Here is a 23,166-nt window from a genome sequence, read left to right on the forward strand (position 1 = left end):
GCCTGCCCCCGCCCCCCGATCCGCCGCCGACGAACGACGCGGGGAAGACCAAGGCTGGACATCTGCGGCTGGTGGTGTCGAATTGACGCCTTCTCTCCGAAGGATGCCCCATGTCGTTAGACGCCTATATCGCCGGCCTGCCCAAGGCGGAGTTGCACCTGCACATCGAGGGCTCGCTGGAGCCGGAGCTGATGTTCGAACTGGCGCAGCGCAATGGCGTGTCCATTCCCTATGACAGCGTCGAGGCGGTGCGGGCGGCCTATGATTTCTCGAATCTGCAGGACTTCCTGGACATCTATTACGCCGGGGCGGCGGTCCTTCTGACGCGCCAGGATTTCGAAGATCTGGCCTTCGCCTATTTCCAGCGGGCGGCCGCCGATAACGTGCGCCACGCCGAGATCTTCTTCGATCCCCAGACCCATACCGACCGGGGCGTGCCCTTCGGCGTGGTGGTGGAGGGGCTGATCGCGGGAATGGACCGGGCCAAGGCGGAACTGGGCGTGAGTTCGGGTCTGATCCTCAGCTTCCTGCGGCATCTGACGGAGGACGAGGCGTTCGCGACCCTGGAGGCGGCCAAGCCCTATCTACATCATTTCATCGGGGTGGGGCTGGATTCGTCGGAGGTCGGCCATCCGCCGTCCAAGTTCCAGCGCGTCTTCGCCGCCGCCCGCGACCTGGGCCTGAAACTGTGCGCCCACGCCGGGGAGGAAGGCCCGCCGGCCTATGTGCACGAGGCGCTGGACCTGCTGCACATCGACCGAATGGACCACGGCAATCGCTCGATGGAGGACGAGGTTCTGGTGGATCGGCTGGCGCGCGAGCAGATGACCCTGACCGTCTGCCCCCTGTCGAACCTGAAACTGTGCGTGGTCGACGATCTGAAGAACCACCCCGTACCCGAGATGCTGCGCCGGGGCCTGCACGTCACACTGAACTCGGACGATCCGTCCTATTTCGGGGGGTATGTGAACGACAACTACAGCCGGCTGGCGGCGGCGGTCGGGCTGACGAAGGATCAGGTGACGCTGCTGGCGCGGAACAGTTTCGAGGGGTCGTTCCTGGGCGAGGCGGAGAAGGCGGCGTTCGTCGCGGAGGTAGAGGCGTACGCGAAGGCGGTTTGACGCCTCTTCTTTCGTCATCCTCCGGCAAGCCGCGTCTTCGCGGCGCGGACCGGGGGATCCAGCGGCCGAAGGCGAAATCCATCCGCCGCACGATGCGGGAGCACCTGGCCCGCGACAGGTTCGCGCTCTCGCGCGCCGCTGGGTCCCCCGGTCTCGCTAAGCTCGCCGGAGGATGACGAAAGAGGGGTTTAGCCGAGGAGGGTTTCGGCCCCGACCTCCGCCACCCCCATCGCCCGGAAACTGTCCCGGGCCGTCGCCTCGGTCTGCGGCGCGATGGCGCGGCTGGCGTCGGAGATGACCACGGCTTGGAAACCCTCGCGCACCGCATCCTCGGCGGTGAAGCGGACGCAGTAGTCGAAGGCCAGCCCGCACAGGAAGACGCGGGTCACGCGCAGGTCGCGCAGCAGGCCGGCCAGGCCCGTCGGGGTGCGATGGTCGTTCTCGAAGAAGCCGGAATAGGAATCCACTGCGGGGTTATAGCCCTTGCGGATCACGGCCAGGGCCTTTTGCACCGTGGGCGCCGCATCGGGGTGGAAGTCGGCGCCGGGCGAGCCCTGGATACAGTGGTCGGGCCACAGCATCTGGCGGCCGTAGGCGACCTCGATCTCGGTGAAGGGGGACGCGCCGGGGTGGTTGGAGGCGAACGAAATCTGGTCCGGGGTGTGCCAGTCCTGGGTCAGGACCACCCGGTCGAACCGTTCGGCCAGCCGGTTGATCAGCGGCATGATCCCCGCCCCGCCCTCAACCGCGAGACGGCCGCCCTCGCAGAAGTCGTTCTGAGGGTCGATGACCAGGAGGGCGTCAGTCGGACCGATCTTCATCATGCGCTCGCGTAGGCGTCGATCTCGTTGGCCGAGCCCAGGGCGACGGGGATGCGCTGGTGCAGATGCTCGGGCTGGATGTCGAGGATCGATTGAACCCCGTCCGTCGTCGCCTTGCCCCCGGCCTGTTCAACCAGGAAGGCCATGGGATTCCCCTCGTACATCAGGCGCAGCTTGCCGGGCTTGTTCGGCTCCCGCTTGTCCCAGGGGTACAGGAAGACACCGCCGCGCATCAGGATGCGGTGGACATCGGCGACCATGGCGGCGACCCAGCGCATGTTGAAATTCTTGCCCCGGGGGCCGTCCGCGCCCTTCAGCACGCCGTCGACATAACGCTGCACCGGCTCGGCCCAGTGGCGCAGGTTCGACATGTTGATGGCGAACTCCTTGGTGTCCAGGGAGATGGCGATGTCGTCGTGGGTCAGGATCCAGTCGCCGTCGTTCGACAGGGTGAAGCCCTTGACCCCTGCGCCCGTAGTCAGGACCAGCATGGTCTGGGGGCCGTACAGGGCGTAGAGGGCGGCGACCTGATTGCGGCCGGGCTGCATGAAGTCGGCCTCGGTCGGCGAAGGCGTCGCAGACTTCAGCACCGAGACGATGGTCCCCACCATGGCGTTGATGTCGATGTTGGACGAGCCGTCCAGCGGATCGAACAGGACCAGATATTGGCCGGTGGAATTGGCCGCCGGCTGAACCTCGTCCATCTCCTCCGAGGCGACGCCGGCGACGGCGGGACAGGCCAGGAGGGCGTCGGTCAGCATGTCGTTGGTCATGACGTCGAGCTTCTTCTGCTCCTCGTCCTGAACATTGATCTGGCCCGAGGCGCCCAAGGCCCCGGCCAGGGCGCCGCCGGCGACCAGAGTGCTGATGTCGGCGCAGGTGGCGGCGGCGACCGTCAGGACCGTCTTCAGCCCTTCCGGAACCTCCAGGGCGGCGATGTGGGCGTCGAGGCGGGTGCGGTCGGCGGTCATGGGATCGGTCCGGAGCGGCGGAGAGGGACGCTCCGTTCTTGGCGGGCGGACGCAGGGAGAGCAAGGGCGAGCCGACGCCGGACGTCAGGAAGTGCGACAAGGCGGCGTCAAAACACGCCTGCGCTTGACTTGCGGCCGGAGTCGGTGGCTTAGGTCGATTGCTCTCGCGGGAGAGATCGGCGCGCCTCGGCGGGTCGACGCCGAAGGCGCAACCGCCCCGGAAACGCTCAGGCAAACGGACCGCGAAGCATACGGACGCTGGAAAGCCGCTCTTCACGGGCGCGCCGACGGAGCAAGGCGACATGATTTGGTCGCCGGAATCTCTCAGGCTTCAGGACAGCGGGGGCGCGAGGACGGCGGAGCTCCGCCACAACACGCGACCGTGAAAGCCTGAACCATGACCGATCAGACCCTGAAGACCACGCCCCTGAACGCCGCGCACCGCGCCCTGGGGGCCCGGATGGTGGGCTTCGGCGGCTATGACATGCCGGTCCAGTATGAGGGCGTCCTGGCCGAGCACCGCTGGACCCGCGAACACGCCGGCCTGTTCGACGTGTCCCACATGGGCCAGTGCAAGATCACCGGCGCCGACGCCACCGCCCAGTTCGAACGGTTCGTGCCCGGCGACTATGAAATCCTGAAGGCCGGCAAGCAGAAATATTCCCTGCTGCTGAACAAGGACGGAGGGATCATCGACGACCTGATGGCCGGCCGCCCGGATCACGACGGCCTGTTCGTCGTCGTCAACGCCGGCAACAAGGACGAGGATTTCGCCTTCTGGTCCGCGAACCTGGAAGGCGACGCCAAGCTGACGGTTCTGGACGACCGCGCCCTGATCGCCATCCAGGGGCCGGAAGCCGCCGAGGTCATGAAGGCGCATGAGCCGGTGCTGGCGGAAATGGGCTTTATGGAATGCGCGCGTCTGATGCTGTTCGGCGTCGACTGCTATGTCTCGCGTTCGGGCTACACGGGCGAAGACGGCTATGAGATTTCGGTCCCGGCGGACCAGGCCGAGCGCATCTGGAACACGATCCTGGAAGACGCCCGCGTCAAGCCGATCGGCCTGGGCGCCCGGGACAGCCTGCGCCTGGAGGCGGGCCTGCCGCTGCACGGCCACGACATCGACCCGACCACCAGCCCGGTCGAAGGCGCCCTGACCTTCGCCCTGTCGAAGTCGAGGAAGGAACGGGCCGATTTCGCCGGCGCCGACCGCATCCTGAAAGAACTGTCCGCCGGTCCTTCGCGCGTCCGCGTCGGCCTGATCGTCAAGGAAGGCGCCCCGGCCCGCGAAGGCGCCGAGATCGCCGACGCCGATGGGAACATCATCGGCAAGGTCACCTCGGGCGGCCCCTCCCCCACCCTGGGCAAGAACATCGCCATGGGCTTCGTGCCGCCGGCCCATGCCGCCCTGGGCACGGAGTTGAAGGTCATCGTACGCGGCAAGCCCGCCGCCGCCGAGGTCGTCGCCATGCCCTTCGTGGCGCAACGCTATTACCGGAAGCCGAAGGCGTAACATTCACCCCGTCACCCTCGGGCTTGACCCGAGGGCCGGATTATCCGCCGCATTGCGTCGGGATCAACACAGAGAACGATCCGCCTCCGATCCTCGGGTCAAGCCCGAGGATGACGGGGTGGGAGATGGAGAAGAGAAATGAAATTCACCAAGGATCACGAGTGGGTCAGCCTGGACGGCGACATCGCCACCGTGGGCATCTCGAAACACGCCGCCGACGCCCTCGGCGACGTGGTGTTCGTGGAAGTGCCGGAAGTCGGCAAGACTGTCGCCAAGGGCGCCAGCTTCGCCGTGGTCGAGAGCGTCAAGGCGGCGTCCGACGTCTACGCCCCCGTCTCGGGCGAAGTGGTCGAGGCCAATGACGCCCTGTCGACCGCTCCGGAAACCGTCAACTCGGCCCCGGAAGCGGACGGCTGGTTCGCCAAGATCAAGGTGTCGGACGCCTCGGAACTGGACGCCCTGATGGACCAGGCCGCCTACGACGCCTTCCTCGCCACCCTCTAATCTCAAACTCCGTCACCCTCGGGCTTGACCCGAGGGCCGGAGGATCAACCACTCGTGCGAAGCCTAGACGCACGAGCCGCACAACATCCGATCCTCGGGTCAGGCCCGAGGATGACGGGTGAAGGAAACCGGCAATGCGTTACCTCCCCCTGACGCCCGACGACCGCACGGCGATGCTCGCCGCCATCGGCGCCAAATCGATCGACGACCTGTTCGTGGACGTGCCCGAAGCGGCGCGGCTGGACGGGCCTGTGAACCTGCCGCGGGTGGCGGGCGAGTTGGAGGTCGAGCGCGCCCTGTCCGCCATGGCCGCCAAGAACGCCACAGCCGGCGCCGTCCCCTTCTTCTGCGGCGCAGGGGCCTACAAGCACCATGTCCCGGCGACGGTGGATCATATCATCCAGCGGTCGGAGTTCCTGACCAGCTACACCCCCTACCAGCCGGAAATCGCCCAGGGGACTCTGCAGTATCTGTACGAGTTCCAGACCCAGGTCGCGAACCTGACCGGCATGCCGGTGGCCAACGCCTCGCTTTATGACGGTTCGACCGCCATGGCCGAGGGCGTGCTGATGGCGACCCGCGTGACCCGCCGCAACAAGGCGGTGATCTCGGGCGGGGTGCACCCCCACTACGTCAAGGCGACCGAGACCGTGGTCCACGCCGTCGGCGTCGAGACGCAAGTCCTGGCTCCCGCCGTCGACGCCGAGGCCGCCGTGATCGACCAGATCGGTCCCGACACCGCCTGCGTCGTGGTTCAGACCCCGAACGTCTTCGGCGCCGCAACGGATGTCACGAAGATCGCCGAGGCCGCCCATGCAGCCGGCGCCCTGCTGATCGTCGTGGTGACGGAAGCCGTGTCTATGGGCCTGCTGAAGTCGCCCGGCGAGATGGGCGCGGACATCGTCGCCGCCGAGGGCCAGTCGATCGGCAACGCACTGAACTTCGGCGGTCCCTATGTCGGCCTGTTCGCCACGCGCGAGAAGCTGATCCGCCAGATGCCCGGCCGCCTGACCGGCGAGACGGTGGACGCCGACGGCGAGCGCGGTTTCGTCCTGACCCTGTCGACGCGGGAGCAGCATATCCGCCGCGACAAGGCGACGTCGAACATCTGTACGAATTCCGGCCTCTGCACCCTGGCCTTCACCATCCACATGAGCCTGCTGGGCGAGACGGGCCTGCGCAAACTGGCCCTGCTGAACCACGAGAAGGCCCTCGCCACGCGCGACGCCCTGGCCGCCGTTCCGGGCGTCGAAATCCTGACCGACCGCTTCTTCAACGAGTTCGCGGTGCGCCTGCCCAAGAACGCGGCCGAGGTCGTGGATCAGTTGGCCGCCCATCACGTCCTGGCCGGCGTGCCCTACAGCCGCCTGGCCCCCGACGCCGGCATGGACGACGTCCTGCTGGTCGCTGCGACCGAAACCACCCTTGACGCCGACATCAAGCTCCTGGCGACCGCCCTCGCCAAGGTGCTGGCGGCCTGAGCGGAGACAAGACCATGAGCACCATGAACACCGTCGGCCGCCCGACCGCCCCGAACCAGGTACAGACCAAGCCCGCCACCCTGACCGGCGGGCGCGGCCTGTTGCAGAACGAGCCGCTGATCTTCGAAGGCGAAGGCTGGGGCAAGACCGGGGTCGACCTGCCCGAACCGAAGACCGATGCGTCGGACCTGGGCGACCTGGTCCGCAAGGATCCGATCGGCCTGCCCGGCCTGTCGGAGCCCGAGGCCATGCGCCACTATGTGCGCCTGTCGCAGAAGAACCACGCCATCGACCTGGCCATCTATCCGCTGGGCTCGTGCACGATGAAGCACAACCCGCGCCTGAACGAGAAGATGGCGCGTCTGGCCGGTTTTTCGGACATCCACCCCCTGCAGCCGATGTCGACGGTTCAGGGCGCGCTGGAGCTGATGGATACGCTGGCCCATTGGCTGAAGACCCTGACCGGCATGCCCGCCGTCGCGCTATCTCCGAAAGCGGGAGCGCACGGCGAACTGTGCGGCCTGATGGCCATCCGCGCCGCGCACGAGGCCTCGGGCCAGCATGAGAAGCGCCGCAAGGTGCTGGTGCCCACCAGCGCCCACGGCACCAATCCGGCGACGGCCGCCTTCGTCGGCTATACCGTCGTCGAGGTGGCCCAGACCGAGGACGGCCGCGTGGACGTCGCCGACCTGGCCGCCAAGCTGGGCGACGACGTCGCCGCCATCATGGTGACCAACCCCAACACCTGCGGCCTGTTCGAGCGCGACATTCTGGAAATCAGCCGCCTGACCCACGAGGCGGGCGCCTATTTCTACTGCGACGGCGCCAACTTCAACGCCATCGTCGGCCGGGTTCGTCCGGGCGATCTGGGCGTGGACGCCATGCACATCAACCTGCACAAGACCTTCTCGACGCCGCACGGCGGCGGCGGGCCGGGCGCGGGGCCGGTGGTGCTGTCCGACGCCCTGGCGCCCTTCGCCCCGGCGCCCTGGGTGGTGCATGACGATAACGGCTATCGCCTGATCGAGCGTGAGGAAGACGAGGCCGAACAGGCCTTCGGTCGCCTGTGCGCCTTCCAGGGGCAGATGGGCATGTATGTGCGCGCCCTATCCTACATGATGAGCCACGGCGCCGACGGCCTGCGTCAGGTGGCAGAGGATGCGGTGCTGAACGCCAACTACATCAAGGCCCGCCTGTCGGACCTGATGAGCGCGGCCTTCCCCGACGGCCCCTGCATGCACGAGGCCCTGTTCGACGACGAATGGCTGAAGGGCACGGACATCACCACGCTCGACTTCGCCAAGGCGATGATCGACGAGGGCTTCCACCCGATGACCATGTATTTCCCGCTGGTCGTTCACGGGGCCATGCTGATCGAGCCGACCGAGACCGAGTCCAAGGCCGAGCTGGATCGCTTCATCGAGGCCATGCGCCTGCTGGCCCAGGCGGCCAAGGCCGGCGACGTCGACCGCTTCAAGGGCGCCCCCTTCCACGCCCCCCTGCGTCGTCTGGACGAAACCCGCGCCGCCCGCTCGCCGGTGCTGCGCTGGACGGCCCCGGAAGGCTCGAACCAGGCGGCCTAAGCCGCTCTCGGCGTCCGCCGTCCTGGATCAGGGCGGCGGACGCTGGCCCGCCATGCGTCTCAGGACGGCGAAGGCTTCGCGGCCGAACCGTTCAGGCCCTTCGTCCGGATGGGCCAGCCAGGCCTCGCCGGCCAGTTTCATGATGCTGACGCCGATCGCCGCCGCGACGCGACAGGCGACGTCGTCCGGGGCCAATCCCTTCCGCTCGGCCAGGGTCTGGGCCAGCAGCCGCTCCACCCCTTCATACTTTGCGTGATCACCGGCCTGAAGGGCGGGCGTCTGATGGATCAGCCGCGTCAGGTCCAGCATGTCCGGCGTCTGGAAGCGCGCGGCGACATCGGCCAGCCCCCCCTCCACCATATCGAGCAGCGGTTCGTCGCACGGCCGGGCCGCCACCGCCTGGGCGATCATCTCAGGGATCTGGGCCTTGAGGGAAAAGACGATCTCTTCCTTGGAGCCGAAATAGTTCAGCAGGGTGCGGCGCGATACGCCCGCCGCCGCCGCCACCTCGTCCAGGGTGGCGCCGTCAAATCCCTTTTCGATGAACAGCCGCAGGCCTTCGGCCTGAATGCGGGCGTGGGTTTCCAGCCGCTTCCGCGCACGCAGACCCTGCTCGCCAGGAAAAACTTTTTCTTGCACTTCTTGCATATTTGCACCGGATGCAGATATGCAAGCCGGAGCCCTTCGGAAATTCAGTTCACCCCAGGATAGCCGCAATGACCCAATGGACGACAGCCGATATTCCCGACCAGAGCGGCAAGCTGGTCATCATCACCGGGGCGACCGGCGGCATCGGCTTGGAGGCGGCGCTCGTTCTGGCTGGAAAGGGCGCCGAGATCGTTCTGGCCGCGCGCAATCCGGACAAGGGCGATCAGGCGGAACGGCTGATCCGCAGTCGCCACCCTGAGGCCCTCGTGCGGTTCGAACGGCTGGACCTGGCGGACCTCAGCTCTGTCGCCGCCTTCGCCGAGGCCCTCCTGGCGGCGGGTCGGCCGGTCGACATTCTGATCAACAATGCGGGCGTCATGGCCGTGCCCCGTCGCCGAACGACCATCGATGGTTTCGAGATGCAGTTCGGAACCAACTATCTATCCCACTTCGCCCTGACCGGCCGGCTCCTGCCACTGCTGACGGCGGCTCAGGCGCGAGTGGTGCAGTTGTCCAGCGTCGCCCATCGCGGCGGTCGGATTCAGCTCAGCGATCTGAACTATCGCTCCGGTTACCGGCCCTGGCCCATCTATCAGCAGTCCAAACTGGCGATGTTGATGTTCGCCCTGGAGCTTCAGCGCCGCAGCGATCGCGAAGATTGGGGCCTGACCAGCGTGGCCGCCCATCCCGGTTTCGCCCGGACGGATCTGATCGCCAACGGCCACGCCGGCAGCCCGCCCGGACTTTTCGCCTTGGTCAGCCGCCTTCTGGCGCGCGTGGCCAGCCATTCGGCGGCCGACGGCGCCTTGCCGATCCTGATGGCGGCGACCCTGCCCCAGACCGAACCCGGCGCCTATTACGGCCCTCAGGGCTGGCAGGAGATGCGGGGTGCGCCCGGCCGCGCCCTCATCAAGCCCCAGGCGCTGGATGTCGAAACCGCCCGCGCCCTGTGGTCCGAGTCCGAACGCATGACCGGCGTCCACTACGGCTGACCAAGGCCTAGCCGCGTCCTGTGGGACACAGACTGCGACAATCCGGCTTCATGACCAAAGCTTCATAGGAAAGCCACGGATCGGCCATCGAACCGGATCTTAAGGGGTTATGTGACAACCTCGCCACGGTCGCTCTTTCCCTTCCCGGCTTGGGATCGGGTGGGCGTGGCGACCGTTGTCACACCTCAGTCAGTCCTCCTCCCTCCCGGCGCCCTCGTGATCTCCGCACCCGCTCTCGTCCTGTCCTCCGCCTCGCCTCGCAGCCGCAAGCTGCGGGTGCTGAAGCGTTGGGCCCTGATGGCGGGCGGGCTGTTCGTGGTCCTGCTTGGCATTCTGATCGCCCCCCTGCCCGGCCCCGGCGGCGTCCCGGTGATCGCGGTCGGCCTGATGCTGATCCTGAAGAGCTCCTTCTGGGCCAAGCGACAGTTCATCCGCGCCCAGTACGCCCGGCCGAAATGGGTCTATCCCTTCCGGCGGCTGATGCGGAAAAAGCCGGAGTTCGCGCCGGTTTTCTGGCAACAGGCCTTGCGCGCCGAAAAGGTGATCCTGACCCGGCGGCGGCGCGGCCTGATCCGTCTGCGCAAGGGCCTTCGCCGCTACATCCGCAAACTGTTCCGCTGACCGTGCGCGCATCAGCGATCATTTCGCGCCTGCGTTGCTGCGTTCGCTAACCACGGCAACGTGAACGCCGACCGTCCGAGTCAGGCGTATTCTGTCCCAGCGTTATCAGAGAACCAGAAAAGCGTTGGGAGGCGCTAAGGTCATGATGTCACGCTTACAAAAAGGTCTGATCGCCGGTTTCGCCGCCACGTTCGCCGTGTCCCTGCTGGAAATACCCAATCTGTTCCTGAACTGGTTCGACCCGTTCCAGAGCGTCATCGCCGCCCTGATCGGCATGCCCGACGCCCTGGCCGTGGGCTGGATTCTTCATGCGGTGACCGGGGTGCTGATCCTGGGTCCCCTGTTCGCCTACCTCTGCCCGCGACTGCCCACCGACACGCCCGAGACCAAGGGCATCGTCTTTGCGGTCGGCGCCTGGGTGGTGATGATGGCCGGCGTCTTCATGGTCGGCGACTACCGCACCTTCAACGCCGGCTCGGGCTTCGGCACCATCGCCTGGCTTCTGGTCACCCATGCCGTGTTCGGGATCGTCCTGGGCAATGTCTATGCCCGGCTGGTCGCGCGCGACAAGCGCCAGACGCCCCATGTGATCGGCGGCGCCACGGCCCACTGATCTCGGCGGGCCGGACGGCCTGGTCTCCAGGCCGTCCCTGCGTCCGGCTTCCTACACAGACGAACCGGACGGTGGGCCGACGGCTTCCCCTGCGATGAACCGCAAGGAAGATCCGACGCGCCGAGGGCGCATCCGCTGGGAGCCTCTGCTGGTCGGCGGCGTGGTCCTGGCCCTGATCGCCTATTACCTCGTCGCTGAGGTGATCTGGCGAAATCCTCAGGCCGCCAGCGACAGCGAGACGGCCGTGGTCCAACCGGCCGTCGTGCCGCCGCCCGGCGGCGCCGTCCCGCCCAGCGCGCCCGCCGTGGCGCCCGGCGACAATCCGGCCCTGCGCGGCCAGTCGGCCGTGCGCGGCGACGGCACGCCCCTGAACGGCTCCACCACCTCGACGCCGCCCCCGCAGCCGATGCAGACCGATGACTGAACCCGACCGCGATCCGGACGGCTTCAGCCGCCGCAGTGAAAGCGGCCCGCCCTTCCGCATCATGGGCGGGGTCATCGTCTTCATCCTGGTGATGATCGCTGTGGTTCTGACGGTCAGCGGCGTCATCGGGCGCTGAGGGGCCGCCCCAAAACGACTTCGGCCGAAACCGCCAGAGCGATTTCGGCCGAAGGACGGGCGTTGAGACCCGGTCAGACTTGAGGTCGTCAGTTCAGGCGGTCGCCGATCTGGGCGATGGCGGCGTCCAGCAGCGGATCCTTGGCGCCGCCGGCGAGGCGGGCGGCCAGGATCTGTTCCGCGGCCTTGGCGGCCAGGTCGGCGGCGGCGGCCTTGACCTCGGCGGACGCCTGGGCCTCGGCCTGGGCGATGCGGGCCTCGGCCATCTTCTGGCGACGCTCCAGCGTCTCTTCCAGCTTGGCCTTGGATTCGACTTCCAGACGACGGGCGTCGGCTTCCGCCTGGGCCATCATATCAGCGGCCTGGGCCTCTGCCTCGGCCTTCTCCTTGCGGATTTGGGCCAGCAGGGCTTCGGCCTCGGCGCGCAGACGGGCGGCCTCGTCCAGGTCGGCCTGGATCTTGGCGCCCTTGGCGTCCAGCTGGGCGGCGACCATCTTGGGCACGCCGACGGCGATCAGAATACCGAAGAAGATCAGCAGGCCGACGCCGACCCAGATCTCGGGATTCGACAGGTCCCAGATGCCCGGTTCAAAGATCAGGTTCATCAGGCGGCTCCCTTGGCGAGGTCGAGTTCGGCCTTGGTCGCGGCCTGGCCGGTCAGGCGCTCCACCATGGCGCCGGCGGCGTCGGAGGCGATGGTCGAGACATTGCCCATGGCGGCGTCGCGGGTCTTGGCGATGGCGGCCTCGGCTTCGGCGATGCGGGCATTGACCACGGCTTCTTCAGCAGCCTGGCGGGCGTTGGCTTCTTCCGTCACGCGCGCCTTGGCGGCGGCGGCGGTGGCGCGGGCGTCGGCGCGGGCCTTGGCCAGGTCGGCCTGGGCCAGGGCGGCCTGCTCGGCGGCCTCGGCCTGGACCTGACGCGCGGTGGCGACGGCGCCGGAGATGGTCTCGCGACGTTCATCCATGACGCGGCGCAGGCGCGGCGCGAAGACCTTGGCGATCAGGAAATAGAGCAGGAAGAACAGGACCAGCAGATAGCCCATCTGCCCGGCCCAGTGCTGGGTCTCGAACTGGGGCAGTCCGCCGCCGCCGTGGCCTTCGGCCTCGGTGGTCGCGTGGGTGTCGTGAGAAGTGGGTGCGGCCATGGTGTCCGTTCGTCCGAAAAGCAGAAAGGCGGCGACGGCCTCAGCGAGAAGCCGCCGCCGCCCTAAACCCCGGATAGATCAGGAGTTCAGGATCAGGATGCCCAGCACGAAGGCCAGGATGCCCAGGGCTTCGGCCAGAGCCGCGCCCACGAACAGGTTGCCGACTTGCGAGGCGGCGGCCGACGGATTGCGCAGGGCGCCGTTCAGGAAGTTGGCGAAGATGTTGCCCACGCCGATGGCCGAGCCGATCATGCCGAGGGTGGCCAGGCCGGCGCCGATGTACTTGGCGGCTTCAGCTTCCATGGTGAGTATCCTTGTTTCAGTCAGGTGGGTTGGAAGGAGGGAGTTCTCGAACTGGGCCGGGCCTTAGTGGCCTTCACCCAGGTTGACCACATCATTGAGATAGATGCTGGCCAGAACGGCGAACACGAACGCCTGCAGGAAGGCGACGAGGAATTCGAGGGCGGTCAGGGCGACGACCATGGTCATCGACAGGGCGGCGATCGGCAGGCCCCACAGGCCCAAGCCCTCGCCGACGAAGGCGCCGGCGCCCAGGGCCACGACGAAGCCGGCGAAGATCTTCAGCGCGACGTGGCCGCCCAGCATGTTGCCGAACAGACGAAGAGCCAGGGTCACGGGACGCAGCAGGAAGGACAGGAACTCGATCGCGCCGACGACGGGGCGCAGCACCAGAGGCGCGCTGGCCGGCCAGAACAGTTTGAAGAAGCCCAGGCCGTTCTTCAGGAAGCCCACACCGATGACCAGCAGGATGGTCAGGGCGGCGAAGGTGACCGTAACCGCCAGCTGCGACGTCGCGGTGAAGCTGAGGAACATGCCCAACAGGTTCATCACCAGCACCAGGAGGAACAGGCTGAAGACGAACGGGAAATATTTGCGGCCGTCGTGGCCGATGATCGAATCCGTCACCCCGTCGATCATGTCGAACAGGCTTTCGCCGGCCGTCTGCAACCGTCCCGGCACCACCTTGGCGCTCGAGGTGACCAGTTGCAGGAACAGGACAATGGCCACGAAGGCGACCGTCATGGCGACGTGCGAATTGGTGATCGCCAGCTGGGTGTGGCCGAAGACAGGCAGGTTCACCGCGCCGAAATCGACGAGCGGCTGGATCTTAAACTGGTGAAGCGGATCGGCCATCAGCCTATCGGTCCTCGTCTTCCTCGTCGTCGAAGGGGACCGATTTCGGTTCGATCCCGCTCGCCTTCGCCTGCGCCATCAGCCGGTTGGCCGTGCGGCGCGCCATGTAAATCGACAGGGCGAAGCCCAGAAGGACTCCGCCGATGATACCCCAGGGATTGGTCCCGAACAGTCGGTCCGCCCCAAAACCTAGCCCCAAGCCCAGGAAGACCCCGCCGAGCAGTTCGGCGACGATCTTGTAGGCCTGGCTCGTCACCGCCTGAGCCGCGAGGTGCTCCGACGCCTTCTGAGCCGTCTTGTCCTCCAACGCGGATGCGCTGTCTTGGAGGCGTTTGATCGCCTCTTCGCGCGATTCCGACATTGGGGACATGGCCTGTGCGCTCAGCGCCCGAACAATGTGTTGAGGCAGGTCTGAATTCGGCGCGGAAACTAATCGTGAGCGGCCGGTTGGTCAAGGCGTCGTGAACTTAGTCTAAATCTTTGTTCCGAATGGATTTTCACTGAGAACCAGCCGACCGTGGCGATGCGTCGCTGCCTTGAGGTGCGGATTCGCTCGCCCCGCATGGCGATATGGTCCGCGAACGACTAGGTTGGCGGTCATGAATATGCACGTCCCCTCCCCTGCGCCCGAACGCCGCCCGATCGCCGTGCGGCTGGCGACGCCGCGGGGCTTCTGCGCCGGGGTTGATCGGGCGATCCAGATCGTCGAGCGCGCCATCGAGAAGTTCGGCGCCCCTGTCTATGTCCGCCACGAGATCGTCCATAACCGCCATGTGGTCGAGCGGCTGAAGGCCATGGGCGCCGTCTTCGTCAAGGAGTTGGACGAATGCCCCGACGACCGGCCGGTCGTCTTCTCGGCCCATGGGGTGCCCAAGTCCGTGCCCGCCGCCGCCCGGTCGCGCGACCTGCTGTTCCTGGACGCCACCTGCCCCCTGGTGTCCAAGGTCCATGTCGAGGCCGAGCGTCATCATGCCGCAGGTCGCCACATCATCCTGATCGGCCACGCCGGCCATCCAGAGGTGATCGGCACCATGGGCCAGCTGCCGCCCGGCGCCATCAGCCTGGTCGAGACCGAGGCTGATGCGGAAGCCTTCGAACGCCCCGGCGACGCCCCCCTGGCCTATGCGACCCAGACCACCCTGTCGGTCGACGACACGGCCGGCATATTGAAGGTGCTGAAGCGGCGCTTCCCCGAACTGCCCGACCCGCACAAGGAAGACATCTGCTACGCCACCACCAATCGGCAGGAGGCGGTCAAAACCCTGGGACAGGGCTGCGAACTGGTGCTGGTGGTCGGGTCCAAGAATTCGTCCAACTCGGCCCGGCTGGTCGAGGTGGCGATGCGCGCCGGCGCCCGCGACGCCCGGCTGGTGGATGACGCCTCCCAAGTGGACTGGGCCTGGTTCGACGGGGTTCAGACGGTCGGCGTCACCGCCGGCGCCTCGGCGCCCGAGCCTTTGATCGCCGCCCTGGTGGACGCCATCGCCGAACGGTTCGACGCCACCGTGACCGAGGACGCCGGCGCGCGTGAGACCGTGACCTTCAAACTGCCGCGCCAGCTGACCGCCTGAGCGCGGCGTCCGACGGCTATCGCTCCTCGCCGACGAAGTCCTGGGCGAACTCGGGGCTGTCTTCGTCCAGCAGGGGCGCCTCCTCCTCATCCGCCCCGGTCGCACGACTGGGGTCGGGCAGTTCGAACCCGACGGGGGCCGACAGGTCCAGAAGCCCGGCGGCCTTCATCTCCTGAACCCCCGGCAGGTCATACAGACTGGCCAGGCCGAAATGCTCCAGGAACCGGTCGGCGGTGCCGTAGGTTACGGGCCGACCCGCTGTCCGCCGCCGCCCTCGCAGACGCACGAACCCCATCTCCAGCAACAGGTCCAGCGTGCCCTTGGACAGGCTGACGCCGCGCACGCTCTCGATCTCGGCGCGGGTCACGGGCTGGTGGTAGGCGATGATGGCCAGGGTCTCCAGCGCCGCCTTGGACAGGCGGCGGGGCTCCTCCCGCTCTTGGCTCATCATGAAGGCCAAGTCCGCCGCCGTGCGGAACCGCCAGCGGTCGGCCACGCAGTCCAGCTCCACCCCCCGCCCCTCGTAACGGGCGCGCAGGCCCGACAGAGCCCGGCCGACGTCGGCGCCTTCGGGGAGGCGCGCCCCGATCTCGGCGGCGCTCAGCGGGCCGGCGGCGGCGAACAGCAGGGCCTCAACCCGGCGCTCGATCTCGGCCTCATCGGGCTGGAAGGACAGGTCAGACATGGGCCAACTCCCGACTTTCGGCGCCGACGCCCCTAGCCCAAAGTTCGTCATCCTCGCCCTTGTGGCGAGGATCCAGACTCCCGGTTTCTCCGAAGATGCGCCCATGCCCGGCGCCGGGATTCTGGATCCTAGGGACAAGCCCTAGGATGACGGCCTTGACGGTGCAAAAACCAACACGCATCACGGCGTCAGCTCCAGCGGCTGCCCCAGGCCCCGCCGCTTCAGATACAGGTCCGCAAACGGCGCCGTCTGGCGAATGTCCATGGCCCCCTCCTTCACCAGCTCCAGACTGGCCGACAGGGTCGAGGCGGTATAGCTGGCCTGGCTGGGGCCCTCAGGGTCTTCGGGACGGGGCGCGACCTGGTCCAGCGGGGTCCAGTCTGCGAGACGCGGCATGATCTCGCGCAGCCAGTCGCGCGCCGCCTCCAGCGGAAAGGCCTCGACCCGCTGGCCGGGCGAATAGCGTCGCGCCTCCTCGCGTCGGCGCTGGGTCACATAGGCGCTCATCAACTCATACAGGCTGGCGTCGATCCGGTCGGACGGCACGATCACCGTCGCCTCGGGATCGCCCCGGGTGAAGACGTCGCGCTTCAGCTGGGGCCGGGCCATCAGCTGTTCGACCGCCTTGCGCATCGCCTCCAGCTTTTGCAGGCGGAAGGCCAGGGCGGCGGCCATGGCCTCGGCCGGCGGCTCCTCGCCCTTGCCCTTTTCGGTGCGCGGCAGCAGCAGCCGGGACTTCAGATAGGCCAGCCAGGAGGCCATTACGAGATAATCGGCCGCCAGGGCGAAGTTGCGCCGCCGCGCCTCGTGCACGAAGGCCAGATACTGCTCCGCCAGCTGGGTGATCGACAGTTTCAGCAGATCGACCTTCTGCGTCCGCGCCAGGGCCAGGAGGACGTGCAGCGGCCCCTCATAGCCGTCCAGATCGACGACGAAGGCCTCGCGCTCCTCGACCTCCTCGGCGTTGAAATCGAGGTTCGGCTGAAACGCCTCGCTCACGCCTGCGCCTCCCCCACGTCCGGTCCTTTAGCCGCGTCCGTCTTGCCCGCCATTGCGCGGAAGAAGCGTTCGTGCCCGGCGACGGGATCCAGCGGTTCCGGCGTCCGAACGATCCGGGCCAGGGCCGCCTCGGCGCGCCGTTTCGCCCCGCCCTTCAGCGGACCGACGCCCTCGGCGACCTGCCGCATCTCGTCCATATCGCCGTTCCAATGGATGACGATGTCGCATCCCGCCTTCAGCGCCTTGTGCGCCCTCTGGGTCAAGGATCCGGACAGGGCGTTCATCACCAGATCGTCCGACAGCAACAGACCGCCGAAGCCCAGTCGTTCGCGGATCAGCTGGATCGCCTTCTTGGACTGGGTGGCCGGGCGTTTGGGGTCGATGGCGCTGAAGACGATATGGGCCGTCATGCCGATCGGCATGTCGGACAGGGCCTTGAACGGGGCGAAGTCCCAGGCGTCCAGCGTCTCGAGATCGGCATGGACCGTCGGCAGGTCCTTGTGGGTGTCGGCGAAGGCGCGGCCGTGGCCCGGCATGTGTTTGATGCAGGGCAGGACCCCGCCCGCCAGCAGACCCTCCGCCGCCGCCCGTCCCAGCAGGGCCACGGTCTGCGGGTCGCGGCCATAGGCGCGGTCGCCGATGATGTCGTGGGCGCCGGGCACGGGCACGTCCAGCACCGGCAGCAGATCAATATTGATCCCGACCTCGCGCAGATCGTGCGCCATCAGACGCGCACCCAGACGGACCAGGTCGCGCGCGTCCGCCGGGTCGTTCGTCGCCTTAAGATAGGCGTCGCCCGGCGGGTATTTGGGCCAGTGCGGCGGCCCCATCCGCTGGACCCGCCCGCCTTCCTGGTCGATCAGGATCGGCGCCTCGGGGTCGCCGATGGCCGCGCGCAACTCGTCCGTCAGGGCCCGCACCTGTTCCGGGCTGTCGATATTGCGCCGGAACAGGATGAAGCCCCAGGGCCGCATCTCGGCGAAGAAGGCGCGTTCGCCCTCCGTCAGCCGATGGCCCGCACAGCCGTAGATGGCGGCGGAAGTCACCGAACGATGCAATCCCGTCCGGCGGCCTTCAGGGCGTTGCAGAAGGCGACCGCCCGCTCGCGCGACAGGCCGGTGAAGGTGGTGCGGTACAGGGTCGAACCGCTGGACGACGTCACCTCGGTCACCCGCTTTTCGGCGCCCGAGGCATATTGGCTGAAGCGGCCGGCGACGGCGGCGTATTCCCGGTCGGCGATCTCCGTCGAGGAGAAGGCGCCGATCTGGACCGAGGCCGAACCGCCGGCGGCGGCGGGAGCCGTCGGCGCGGGAGCGGCGGGCGTCGGCGCCTCGGTCTTGGGCGCCGGGGTGGCGGGACGGGGCGCAGCAGCGGCCGTCGGCAGGCCCTGGCCGGTCGGAGCGGCGGTCGGCGGCGCGGCCGGGCGCGGCTGGGGCGTCTCGGGCGGCGGGGTGAAGGTCACGGGCGCGTCGGTGGTCTCGGTCTCGTCGCGATAGACGCGCACGCCCTCGGCCGGATCGACCGGCTGGGCGTCCAGGGGGGCGACGGTCTTCATCTCGCCGACGGCCTGGCCCACGGCCGGCGGGGCGTCGGTCGAGGCCCGCATGCCCGAACGATAGAAGAAGATGACGGCGATGATCAGCACCAGCAGCACCACGCCGCTGACGATCAGGGTCACGGGCGGCGCCTTGCCTCCGCCCGAGCCGACGTTTCGGCCGCCCCCGCGCGGATCATAGGTGTTGCGGCGGAACGGCAGGTCGTCGTCGGTCGGAGGCGTATAGGCGCCTCGGCCGGGTCGGTTCTCGTCATCGAAAGACATGGTGTCGCTCCGCCGTCTGCCCGACGCAGCGAATCGGCGCGTCGAGCGGTTAGTTTAACGCCCCGCCGCCGTCTTTCGAATCACAGATCGAGCGCTAGGTCGAGGCTGAACAATTTCTGGTGGACTTCGATCGCATAGCGGTCGGTCATGCCGGCGATGTAATCACAGACGGCGCGCGCCCTGCGGGTCCGATCCTCGGTCTGGGCCGGCACGCCCCATTCCGGCGGCATGACCTCCGGCTCGGCCATGAACAGTTCGAACAGCTGCGACAGCACCCGCCGCGCCTGGCTGCGCGTCCGGTTGACGCGATAGTGGCGATACATCCGCTCGAACAGGAATTTGCGCAGGATCGCCAGGTCCGCGTGCATCGACCGGGAGAAGTCCACCAGGGTCCGCGAGGCGTTGCGCACATCCTCGGTCGAGCCGATCCGGTCCTCCTCCAGGCGTCGCGCCGTCTCGGCCAGCACGTCCTCGACCATGACCCCGATCATCCGCCGCACCGCCTCGATCCGCAGCATCCGGTCGTCGATGGCGGGCCAGTCGCGCCGCACCTCGGCCAGGGTCGGGCCGATCAGGGGCACCTGATCCAGATCCTGAAGCGTGATCAGCCCGGCCTGCACCCCGTCGTCCACATCGTGATTGTTATAGGCGATGTCATCGGCGATGGCGGCGCACTGGGCCTCCAGCGAGGCGAACCCGTCCAGCCGCAGGTCCCAGCCCGCCTCTCCGCCTGTCCGATAGGGACGCACCACCGACCAGGCCGCTTCGTCCAGCCGATGCAACACCGGGCCGTTGTGCTTGATGACGCCCTCGACCGTCTCCCAGCTCAGGTTCAGCCCGTCGAACTGGGGATAGCGGGTCTCCAGCTCGGTGATGACGCGGAAACTCTGAACATTGTGGTCGAAGCCCCCGTAGTCGGCCATCTGGATGACCAGCTCATCCTCGCCCGCATGGGCGAACGGCGGATGGCCCAGGTCGTGGGCCAGGGCGATGGTCTCGGCCAGGTCGTCGTCCAGCCGCAGGGCATGGGCCAGAGACCGGGCGATCTGGGCCACCTCCAGCGAATGGGTCAGGCGGGTGCGGTAGTGGTCGCCTTCATGGGCCACGAAGACCTGAGTCTTCTCCTTCAGACGGCGGAAGGCGGTGGCGTGGATAATCCGGTCGCGGTCGCGGGCGAAGGCGGTGCGGGTGCGGCTGGGCGGTTCGAAGAAGCGACGGCCCTGGGTCAGATCGGCGCGTTCGGCGTAGGGGGCGAGAGGCATCGGGCTCAAGTCGTCAACTTTGAAGCGGCTTTGATCGGACGGGGCCTTTGCGAACGCCCGCACGCGCCTCATATAGACAGCTGTGAGCACCGTCCAATCCACAGAACCGTCCACACCCGCCTTCAGCGTCGCCACGCGCGCGCCGGAAGGCATCGTCCTGGCCGCCAGCGCCGCCGATCGTCTGGCCCGGCTCAGCGCGGCCGAGGGCAAGTCCCTGATGCTGCGCGTCGCTGTCGACGGGGGCGGCTGTTCGGGCTTTCAGTACCGGTTCGAACTGGTCGAGACGGCCGAGGACGACGATCTGCGGATCGAGGCCCAGGGCCAGACGGCCCTGATCGACCCCGTTTCGGTCCCCTTCCTGAAGAATTCAGAGATCGCCTATGTCGACGAACTGGCCGGCGCCCAGTTCGTGGTGCGCAATCCCAACGCCGCCTCAAGCTGCGGCTGCGGCGTCAGCTTCTCGATCTGACGCCGATCACCGTCGGCGCCGGATCAGGGCCCAGACGGTGACGACCACGCTCGAAGCCAAGAGGGCCGAAAAGACGGCGTCCCAGAGGCCGTCCTCCAGCAGGGCCCCGATCAGCCCCGTCAGGCTGAGCACGAACACCCAAAGCGGCGCGCCGAAGATGGCCCAAAGGCTCCGATCCTCGCGGCTCATGACGCCTTCCGCCGTCCCTTGCCCAGCCACAGATAGAGGCCGGACCCCAGGATGACGATGGTCGCCAGGTCCAGCAGCGCCCACAGGATCTTCAGCCCCAGCCCCCCGTAGTCGCCGAAATGCAGCGGCTGGGACAGGGACAGGGCCTTCACATACCAGGGCGTCGGGGCCACGGCCGTCAGTTCGCCTGTCCGGGCGTCGATCAAGGCCGGCGTCGTCAGATGGGTCGTCAGCGGCGTGTCGCCGTGGAAGAAGACGGCGTAGTGGTGATCGGTAGAATAGTCGGTTCCGGGAAAGGCGATGAACTGCAGGGTCTTGCCCGGCAGGGCCTGTTTCGCCCGCTCCACCGCCAGGTCCAGCGAGGCCCGCTCGCCGATGGAGGCCGGGGCCTCATGGGCCGCGGTCAGTTCCTTCAGCGCCGTATTCTTCCAATAGGCCAGGATCGGCGTCGCCAGGGTGTTGACCACCCCCGTCGCCCCGACCACCAGCACCCAGGCCACGGTGATGACGCCCAGAAGGTTGTGATAGTCCAGCCAGCGCGTCCGCGCCGACTTCGTCGCCCGCACCGTCCCGAACGGCAGACGCCGCATGAAGGGGGCGTACAGCACCACCCCCGACACCACCGCCGTGATCAGCATCAGCCCCATCAGGCCCAGGAACAGCATGCCCGGCAGGCCCAGGAACATGTCGGTATGCAGCTGAAGCAGGAACTCCATCACCGGATGGCCGGCGACCGGCGGGGCGACGGCGCCGCTGGTCTGGTCGATCGGCTCGAAACTGTAGCGACCGGCCGGGCCGTTCGGATCGACGCTGGTGACGTTGACCACCGGCCGATCCACGTCGAAGCTCATGAAGGCCGGAACCTCGCCCGGATGACGCGCCAGGGCCGCCGCCAGCACCTCGTCCAGGCTCAACAACGGCCCGTCGGGCGCGGCGGGCGTCCAGGCCTGCTCCAGCAGCACCTCTTCGATCTCATGGGTGAAGACCAGCGGCAGGCCGGTGACGCACAGCATCAGCAGGAACACGGTCGAGATCAGGCTCGACCATTTGTGCGTCCACGACCAGGCGCGGATCGTCCGCGTCCTCATCCGATCAGAATTCCGCCGAGATCGACAGGGACAGGGTGCGCGGCGCACCCAGCGTCAGATAGTTGGAGCCCGGATAGCCGCCGACGGCGACCCACTGGTCCTCGTCGGCCACATTCTCCACCCGCGCCCGCAGGGTCAGAGGACGCTGGCCCGCCTCGAAGGCGTAGCGAACCCCGGCGTCGAACCGGGTCCAGGCGTCCAGCTCCAGCGTATTGGCTGCATTCGCCGCCTGGGCGCTGGTGTGGACCACCCGCCCCTCCAGCGTCAGGCCGCTGAGGCCCGGCACGTCCCATTCGACGTTCAGATTGGTCTGGACGTCCGGCACGCCGATGGCCGACTTGCCTTCGTTCGCCGCCGTCAGCGACCGTTTGACCTCGGCGTCCAGCCAGGTCGCCCCGCCGATCAGGCGCAGGCCGTCGATGGGCTCGCCATAGACGGTCAGTTCGACGCCCCGGTTCTCCTGTTCGCCCCCGTCGGAATAGACGCGGGTGGCGGGATCGAAGAAGGCGCTGGGCAGGGTCGTCCTGAAGACGCTCAGCGTCCCGCCGAAGGTTCCGGCGTCATATTTGGCCCCGACCTCGGCCTGTTCGGCGCGGAAGGGCGACAGCACCTCGCCGCCGTTCGCCACGGTCACGCCGTTGACCACCGCAGGGGCGATGACGCCGGGCGTCAGGGCCTCGGCGTAGTTGGCGTACAGCGAAACCCGGTCGCTGGGCTTGTAGACCAGGGCGAAGGCCGGGGTCGCAGCCTCGCTGGAATAGCCCGAGCCGAAGGCGCCGTCGGCATAGGCGTAGGACTTGGTCTCGATCTCCTGATACCGCACGCCGACGGTCGCCAGCAGGCGGCCGTCCAGGAAGGACAGCCTGTCCGCCACGGCGACGCTGGTGTTCTTGACCCGCTCGGTCACCTTCGGGTCACTCAGGTCGCCCGAGACGCTGGCGATGGCCGGCGCCGGCGACAGGATCGGATCGGTTAGGGTTCCGAAGCTGTAACCCGCGAAGTTCGACCCCGCCCAGGCGTTCCTCGACTTGGACTGGATCTGAGAGGCCGAGGCGACCAGTCGGTGCCCAACCGGGCCGGTGGTCAGGTCCGCCCGCAGGCCGACGTCGCCGGACCAGACCGTGTCTTTGCGGATATTGTCGAAGCGATAGCCCCGGATGGCGCCCGCCGCGTCGGCTCGCGGATTGGCCAGGCTGTTGTCTTCCTCGCCTTGACGCCCGCCGAAGGCGGCCCAGGCGGTGACGCTGTCGGTGATGTCAAACTCACCCCGCACCGCGCCGAACAGCTGTTCCTCATCCGTATAGGTCCAGCGCTGGGCGAAATTCCGATCGGCGGAGGGGGCCTCGGGGATGGCG

The 23,166-nt window shown here is 67.7% G+C and carries 27 protein-coding genes, 1 pseudogene and 2 riboswitches; of the genes and pseudogenes, 12 read left to right on the forward strand and 16 right to left on the reverse strand.

What is annotated here, in order from left to right; all coding sequences use genetic code 11:
- Positions 1-110 precede the first annotated feature (110 nt).
- Positions 111-1,121 (forward strand): adenosine deaminase, encoded by a 1,011-nt coding sequence (locus AC07XS_RS13685; protein WP_182714887.1) that lies wholly within the window; start codon positions 111-113, stop codon positions 1,119-1,121.
- A gap of 188 nt (positions 1,122-1,309) precedes the next feature.
- On the opposite strand, the gene pncA is transcribed toward AC07XS_RS13685, so the two are convergent.
- Together pncA and AC07XS_RS13695 are read right to left on the reverse strand one after the other, a co-directional pair.
- Positions 1,310-1,945 carry a bifunctional nicotinamidase/pyrazinamidase gene (pncA, locus tag AC07XS_RS13690; protein ID WP_321208139.1) on the reverse strand — a complete coding sequence of 212 codons (636 nt, stop codon included), beginning with the start codon at positions 1,943-1,945 and terminating at the stop codon, positions 1,310-1,312.
- Positions 1,942-2,913: a class 1 fructose-bisphosphatase gene (locus tag AC07XS_RS13695; protein WP_182714888.1), complete on the reverse strand. Its 972-nt coding sequence runs from the start codon at positions 2,911-2,913 to the stop codon at positions 1,942-1,944. The genes pncA and AC07XS_RS13695 overlap by 4 nt, the downstream gene beginning before the upstream one ends.
- Positions 2,914-3,070: 157 nt before the next feature.
- Positions 3,071-3,166, forward strand: a riboswitch (glycine riboswitch).
- A gap of 3 nt (positions 3,167-3,169) precedes the next feature.
- Positions 3,170-3,255: riboswitch (glycine riboswitch) on the forward strand.
- Positions 3,256-3,310: 55 nt separating this feature from the next.
- On the opposite strand from AC07XS_RS13695, the gene gcvT reads away from it, so the two are divergent.
- From gcvT to gcvPB, 4 genes are all read left to right on the forward strand, one after another.
- Positions 3,311-4,426 (forward strand): glycine cleavage system aminomethyltransferase GcvT, encoded by a 1,116-nt coding sequence (gene gcvT, locus AC07XS_RS13700; protein ID WP_182714889.1) that lies wholly within the window; start codon positions 3,311-3,313, stop codon positions 4,424-4,426.
- Positions 4,427-4,564: 138 nt separating this feature from the next.
- Positions 4,565-4,930, forward strand: coding sequence for a glycine cleavage system protein GcvH (gene gcvH, locus AC07XS_RS13705; protein ID WP_166621766.1), 366 nt, complete (start codon positions 4,565-4,567; stop codon positions 4,928-4,930).
- A gap of 134 nt (positions 4,931-5,064) precedes the next feature.
- Complete coding sequence (gene gcvPA, locus AC07XS_RS13710; protein WP_152950722.1) at positions 5,065-6,411, forward strand: aminomethyl-transferring glycine dehydrogenase subunit GcvPA; 1,347 nt, start codon at positions 5,065-5,067, stop codon at positions 6,409-6,411.
- A gap of 14 nt (positions 6,412-6,425) precedes the next feature.
- Positions 6,426-7,994, forward strand: coding sequence for an aminomethyl-transferring glycine dehydrogenase subunit GcvPB (gene gcvPB, locus AC07XS_RS13715; RefSeq protein ID WP_182714890.1), 1,569 nt, complete (start codon positions 6,426-6,428; stop codon positions 7,992-7,994).
- Positions 7,995-8,021: 27 nt separating this feature from the next.
- On the opposite strand, the gene AC07XS_RS13720 is transcribed toward gcvPB, so the two are convergent.
- Positions 8,022-8,633: a TetR family transcriptional regulator gene (locus AC07XS_RS13720; RefSeq protein WP_321208140.1), complete on the reverse strand. Its 612-nt coding sequence runs from the start codon at positions 8,631-8,633 to the stop codon at positions 8,022-8,024.
- Between the two features lie 77 nt (positions 8,634-8,710).
- On the opposite strand from AC07XS_RS13720, the gene AC07XS_RS13725 reads away from it, so the two are divergent.
- From AC07XS_RS13725 to AC07XS_RS13745, 5 genes are all read left to right on the forward strand, one after another.
- Entirely contained in the window at positions 8,711-9,634 is a 924-nt protein-coding gene (locus AC07XS_RS13725; protein ID WP_182714892.1) for an SDR family oxidoreductase, read from the forward strand.
- 216 nt (positions 9,635-9,850) lie between these two features.
- The gene (locus tag AC07XS_RS13730) at positions 9,851-10,255 is read left to right on the forward strand and encodes a hypothetical protein (RefSeq protein ID WP_224764434.1); all 405 of its coding nucleotides are present in this window, start codon (positions 9,851-9,853) and stop codon (positions 10,253-10,255) included.
- A gap of 142 nt (positions 10,256-10,397) precedes the next feature.
- Positions 10,398-10,868 carry a DUF6789 family protein gene (locus tag AC07XS_RS13735; RefSeq protein WP_182714893.1) on the forward strand — a complete coding sequence of 157 codons (471 nt, stop codon included), beginning with the start codon at positions 10,398-10,400 and terminating at the stop codon, positions 10,866-10,868.
- 94 nt (positions 10,869-10,962) lie between these two features.
- The gene (locus AC07XS_RS13740; protein ID WP_054766269.1) at positions 10,963-11,292 is read left to right on the forward strand and encodes a hypothetical protein; all 330 of its coding nucleotides are present in this window, start codon (positions 10,963-10,965) and stop codon (positions 11,290-11,292) included.
- Positions 11,285-11,428, forward strand: a complete 144-nt coding sequence (locus AC07XS_RS13745; RefSeq protein ID WP_152950726.1) for a hypothetical protein — start codon at positions 11,285-11,287, stop codon at positions 11,426-11,428. The genes AC07XS_RS13740 and AC07XS_RS13745 overlap by 8 nt, the downstream gene beginning before the upstream one ends.
- Positions 11,429-11,516: 88 nt before the next feature.
- Here the strand turns inward: AC07XS_RS13745 and AC07XS_RS13750 are convergent, their stop codons facing one another.
- From AC07XS_RS13750 to AC07XS_RS13770, 5 genes are all read right to left on the reverse strand, one after another.
- Positions 11,517-12,032, reverse strand: coding sequence for a F0F1 ATP synthase subunit B (locus AC07XS_RS13750; protein WP_054766270.1), 516 nt, complete (start codon positions 12,030-12,032; stop codon positions 11,517-11,519).
- Positions 12,032-12,574 carry a F0F1 ATP synthase subunit B family protein gene (locus AC07XS_RS13755; RefSeq protein WP_182714894.1) on the reverse strand — a complete coding sequence of 181 codons (543 nt, stop codon included), beginning with the start codon at positions 12,572-12,574 and terminating at the stop codon, positions 12,032-12,034. The genes AC07XS_RS13750 and AC07XS_RS13755 overlap by 1 nt, the downstream gene beginning before the upstream one ends.
- Positions 12,575-12,652: 78 nt before the next feature.
- Positions 12,653-12,877 carry a F0F1 ATP synthase subunit C gene (locus AC07XS_RS13760; protein WP_054766272.1) on the reverse strand — a complete coding sequence of 75 codons (225 nt, stop codon included), beginning with the start codon at positions 12,875-12,877 and terminating at the stop codon, positions 12,653-12,655.
- Between the two features lie 63 nt (positions 12,878-12,940).
- On the reverse strand, positions 12,941-13,729 hold the full coding sequence (locus tag AC07XS_RS13765) for a F0F1 ATP synthase subunit A (protein WP_054766273.1): 789 nt from the start codon (positions 13,727-13,729) through the stop codon (positions 12,941-12,943).
- A 4-nt stretch (positions 13,730-13,733) separates the two neighbouring features.
- Positions 13,734-14,090, reverse strand: a complete 357-nt coding sequence (locus AC07XS_RS13770) for an AtpZ/AtpI family protein (RefSeq protein ID WP_152950729.1) — start codon at positions 14,088-14,090, stop codon at positions 13,734-13,736.
- 238 nt (positions 14,091-14,328) lie between these two features.
- Between AC07XS_RS13770 and ispH the strand changes: the two genes are divergently transcribed.
- Positions 14,329-15,300: a 4-hydroxy-3-methylbut-2-enyl diphosphate reductase gene (gene ispH / locus AC07XS_RS13775; RefSeq protein ID WP_182714896.1), complete on the forward strand. Its 972-nt coding sequence runs from the start codon at positions 14,329-14,331 to the stop codon at positions 15,298-15,300.
- Positions 15,301-15,316: 16 nt separating this feature from the next.
- Here the strand turns inward: ispH and scpB are convergent, their stop codons facing one another.
- The 5 genes from scpB to AC07XS_RS13800 form a co-directional block, all read right to left on the reverse strand.
- A complete protein-coding gene (scpB, locus tag AC07XS_RS13780; RefSeq protein ID WP_054766276.1) occupies positions 15,317-15,985 on the reverse strand; it encodes an SMC-Scp complex subunit ScpB in 669 nt (222 codons plus the stop codon).
- Positions 15,986-16,165: 180 nt separating this feature from the next.
- Positions 16,166-16,984 (reverse strand): segregation and condensation protein A, encoded by an 819-nt coding sequence (locus AC07XS_RS13785; protein WP_182714897.1) that lies wholly within the window; start codon positions 16,982-16,984, stop codon positions 16,166-16,168.
- Positions 16,981-18,030, reverse strand: a complete 1,050-nt coding sequence (gene nagZ / locus AC07XS_RS13790; RefSeq protein WP_182714898.1) for a beta-N-acetylhexosaminidase — start codon at positions 18,028-18,030, stop codon at positions 16,981-16,983. The genes AC07XS_RS13785 and nagZ overlap by 4 nt, the downstream gene beginning before the upstream one ends.
- The gene (locus AC07XS_RS13795; RefSeq protein WP_182714899.1) at positions 18,027-18,803 is read right to left on the reverse strand and encodes an SPOR domain-containing protein; all 777 of its coding nucleotides are present in this window, start codon (positions 18,801-18,803) and stop codon (positions 18,027-18,029) included. The genes nagZ and AC07XS_RS13795 overlap by 4 nt, the downstream gene beginning before the upstream one ends.
- 80 nt (positions 18,804-18,883) lie before the next feature.
- Entirely contained in the window at positions 18,884-20,065 is a 1,182-nt protein-coding gene (locus AC07XS_RS13800) for a deoxyguanosinetriphosphate triphosphohydrolase (protein ID WP_182714900.1), read from the reverse strand.
- 151 nt (positions 20,066-20,216) lie between these two features.
- On the opposite strand from AC07XS_RS13800, the gene erpA reads away from it, so the two are divergent.
- Positions 20,217-20,534: an iron-sulfur cluster insertion protein ErpA gene (gene erpA / locus AC07XS_RS13805; RefSeq protein ID WP_224764437.1), complete on the forward strand. Its 318-nt coding sequence runs from the start codon at positions 20,217-20,219 to the stop codon at positions 20,532-20,534.
- 6 nt (positions 20,535-20,540) lie between these two features.
- On the opposite strand, the gene AC07XS_RS13810 is transcribed toward erpA, so the two are convergent.
- The 3 genes and pseudogenes from AC07XS_RS13810 to AC07XS_RS13820 all read right to left on the reverse strand — a co-directional run.
- Positions 20,541-20,723 carry a hypothetical protein gene (locus tag AC07XS_RS13810; protein ID WP_182714901.1) on the reverse strand — a complete coding sequence of 61 codons (183 nt, stop codon included), beginning with the start codon at positions 20,721-20,723 and terminating at the stop codon, positions 20,541-20,543.
- Positions 20,720-21,906, reverse strand: a pseudogene (locus AC07XS_RS13815) (PepSY-associated TM helix domain-containing protein). The gene AC07XS_RS13810 and the pseudogene AC07XS_RS13815 overlap by 4 nt, the downstream one beginning before the upstream one ends.
- Positions 21,816-23,166 (reverse strand): TonB-dependent receptor (locus tag AC07XS_RS13820; RefSeq protein ID WP_182714903.1); only part of this gene is annotated, 1,351 nt, incomplete at its 5' end. The pseudogene AC07XS_RS13815 and the gene AC07XS_RS13820, both read right to left, overlap by 91 nt.

The sequence above is a fragment of the Brevundimonas sp. GW456-12-10-14-LB3 genome, assembly GCF_059424365.1.

What these genes read in the sequence shown, in the direction of transcription:
- AC07XS_RS13685 (WP_182714887.1), top strand. Translation starts at nt 111, where the DNA reads ATGTCGTTAGACGCCTATATCGCCGGCCTGCCCAAGGCGGAGTTGCAC.
- pncA (WP_321208139.1), bottom strand. Translation starts at nt 1,945, where the DNA reads ATGATGAAGATCGGTCCGACTGACGCCCTCCTGGTCATCGACCCTCAG.
- AC07XS_RS13695 (WP_182714888.1), bottom strand. Translation starts at nt 2,913, where the DNA reads ATGACCGCCGACCGCACCCGCCTCGACGCCCACATCGCCGCCCTGGAG.
- gcvT (WP_182714889.1), top strand. Translation starts at nt 3,311, where the DNA reads ATGACCGATCAGACCCTGAAGACCACGCCCCTGAACGCCGCGCACCGC.
- gcvH (WP_166621766.1), top strand. Translation starts at nt 4,565, where the DNA reads ATGAAATTCACCAAGGATCACGAGTGGGTCAGCCTGGACGGCGACATC.
- gcvPA (WP_152950722.1), top strand. Translation starts at nt 5,065, where the DNA reads ATGCGTTACCTCCCCCTGACGCCCGACGACCGCACGGCGATGCTCGCC.
- gcvPB (WP_182714890.1), top strand. Translation starts at nt 6,426, where the DNA reads ATGAGCACCATGAACACCGTCGGCCGCCCGACCGCCCCGAACCAGGTA.
- AC07XS_RS13725 (WP_182714892.1), top strand. Translation starts at nt 8,711, where the DNA reads ATGACCCAATGGACGACAGCCGATATTCCCGACCAGAGCGGCAAGCTG.
- AC07XS_RS13735 (WP_182714893.1), top strand. Translation starts at nt 10,398, where the DNA reads ATGATGTCACGCTTACAAAAAGGTCTGATCGCCGGTTTCGCCGCCACG.
- AC07XS_RS13740 (WP_054766269.1), top strand. Translation starts at nt 10,963, where the DNA reads ATGAACCGCAAGGAAGATCCGACGCGCCGAGGGCGCATCCGCTGGGAG.
- AC07XS_RS13745 (WP_152950726.1), top strand. Translation starts at nt 11,285, where the DNA reads ATGACTGAACCCGACCGCGATCCGGACGGCTTCAGCCGCCGCAGTGAA.
- AC07XS_RS13750 (WP_054766270.1), bottom strand. Translation starts at nt 12,032, where the DNA reads ATGAACCTGATCTTTGAACCGGGCATCTGGGACCTGTCGAATCCCGAG.
- AC07XS_RS13755 (WP_182714894.1), bottom strand. Translation starts at nt 12,574, where the DNA reads ATGGCCGCACCCACTTCTCACGACACCCACGCGACCACCGAGGCCGAA.
- AC07XS_RS13760 (WP_054766272.1), bottom strand. Translation starts at nt 12,877, where the DNA reads ATGGAAGCTGAAGCCGCCAAGTACATCGGCGCCGGCCTGGCCACCCTC.
- AC07XS_RS13765 (WP_054766273.1), bottom strand. Translation starts at nt 13,729, where the DNA reads ATGGCCGATCCGCTTCACCAGTTTAAGATCCAGCCGCTCGTCGATTTC.
- AC07XS_RS13770 (WP_152950729.1), bottom strand. Translation starts at nt 14,090, where the DNA reads ATGTCGGAATCGCGCGAAGAGGCGATCAAACGCCTCCAAGACAGCGCA.
- ispH (WP_182714896.1), top strand. Translation starts at nt 14,329, where the DNA reads ATGAATATGCACGTCCCCTCCCCTGCGCCCGAACGCCGCCCGATCGCC.
- scpB (WP_054766276.1), bottom strand. Translation starts at nt 15,985, where the DNA reads ATGTCTGACCTGTCCTTCCAGCCCGATGAGGCCGAGATCGAGCGCCGG.
- AC07XS_RS13795 (WP_182714899.1), bottom strand. Translation starts at nt 18,803, where the DNA reads ATGTCTTTCGATGACGAGAACCGACCCGGCCGAGGCGCCTATACGCCT.
- AC07XS_RS13800 (WP_182714900.1), bottom strand. Translation starts at nt 20,065, where the DNA reads ATGCCTCTCGCCCCCTACGCCGAACGCGCCGATCTGACCCAGGGCCGT.
- AC07XS_RS13810 (WP_182714901.1), bottom strand. Translation starts at nt 20,723, where the DNA reads ATGAGCCGCGAGGATCGGAGCCTTTGGGCCATCTTCGGCGCGCCGCTT.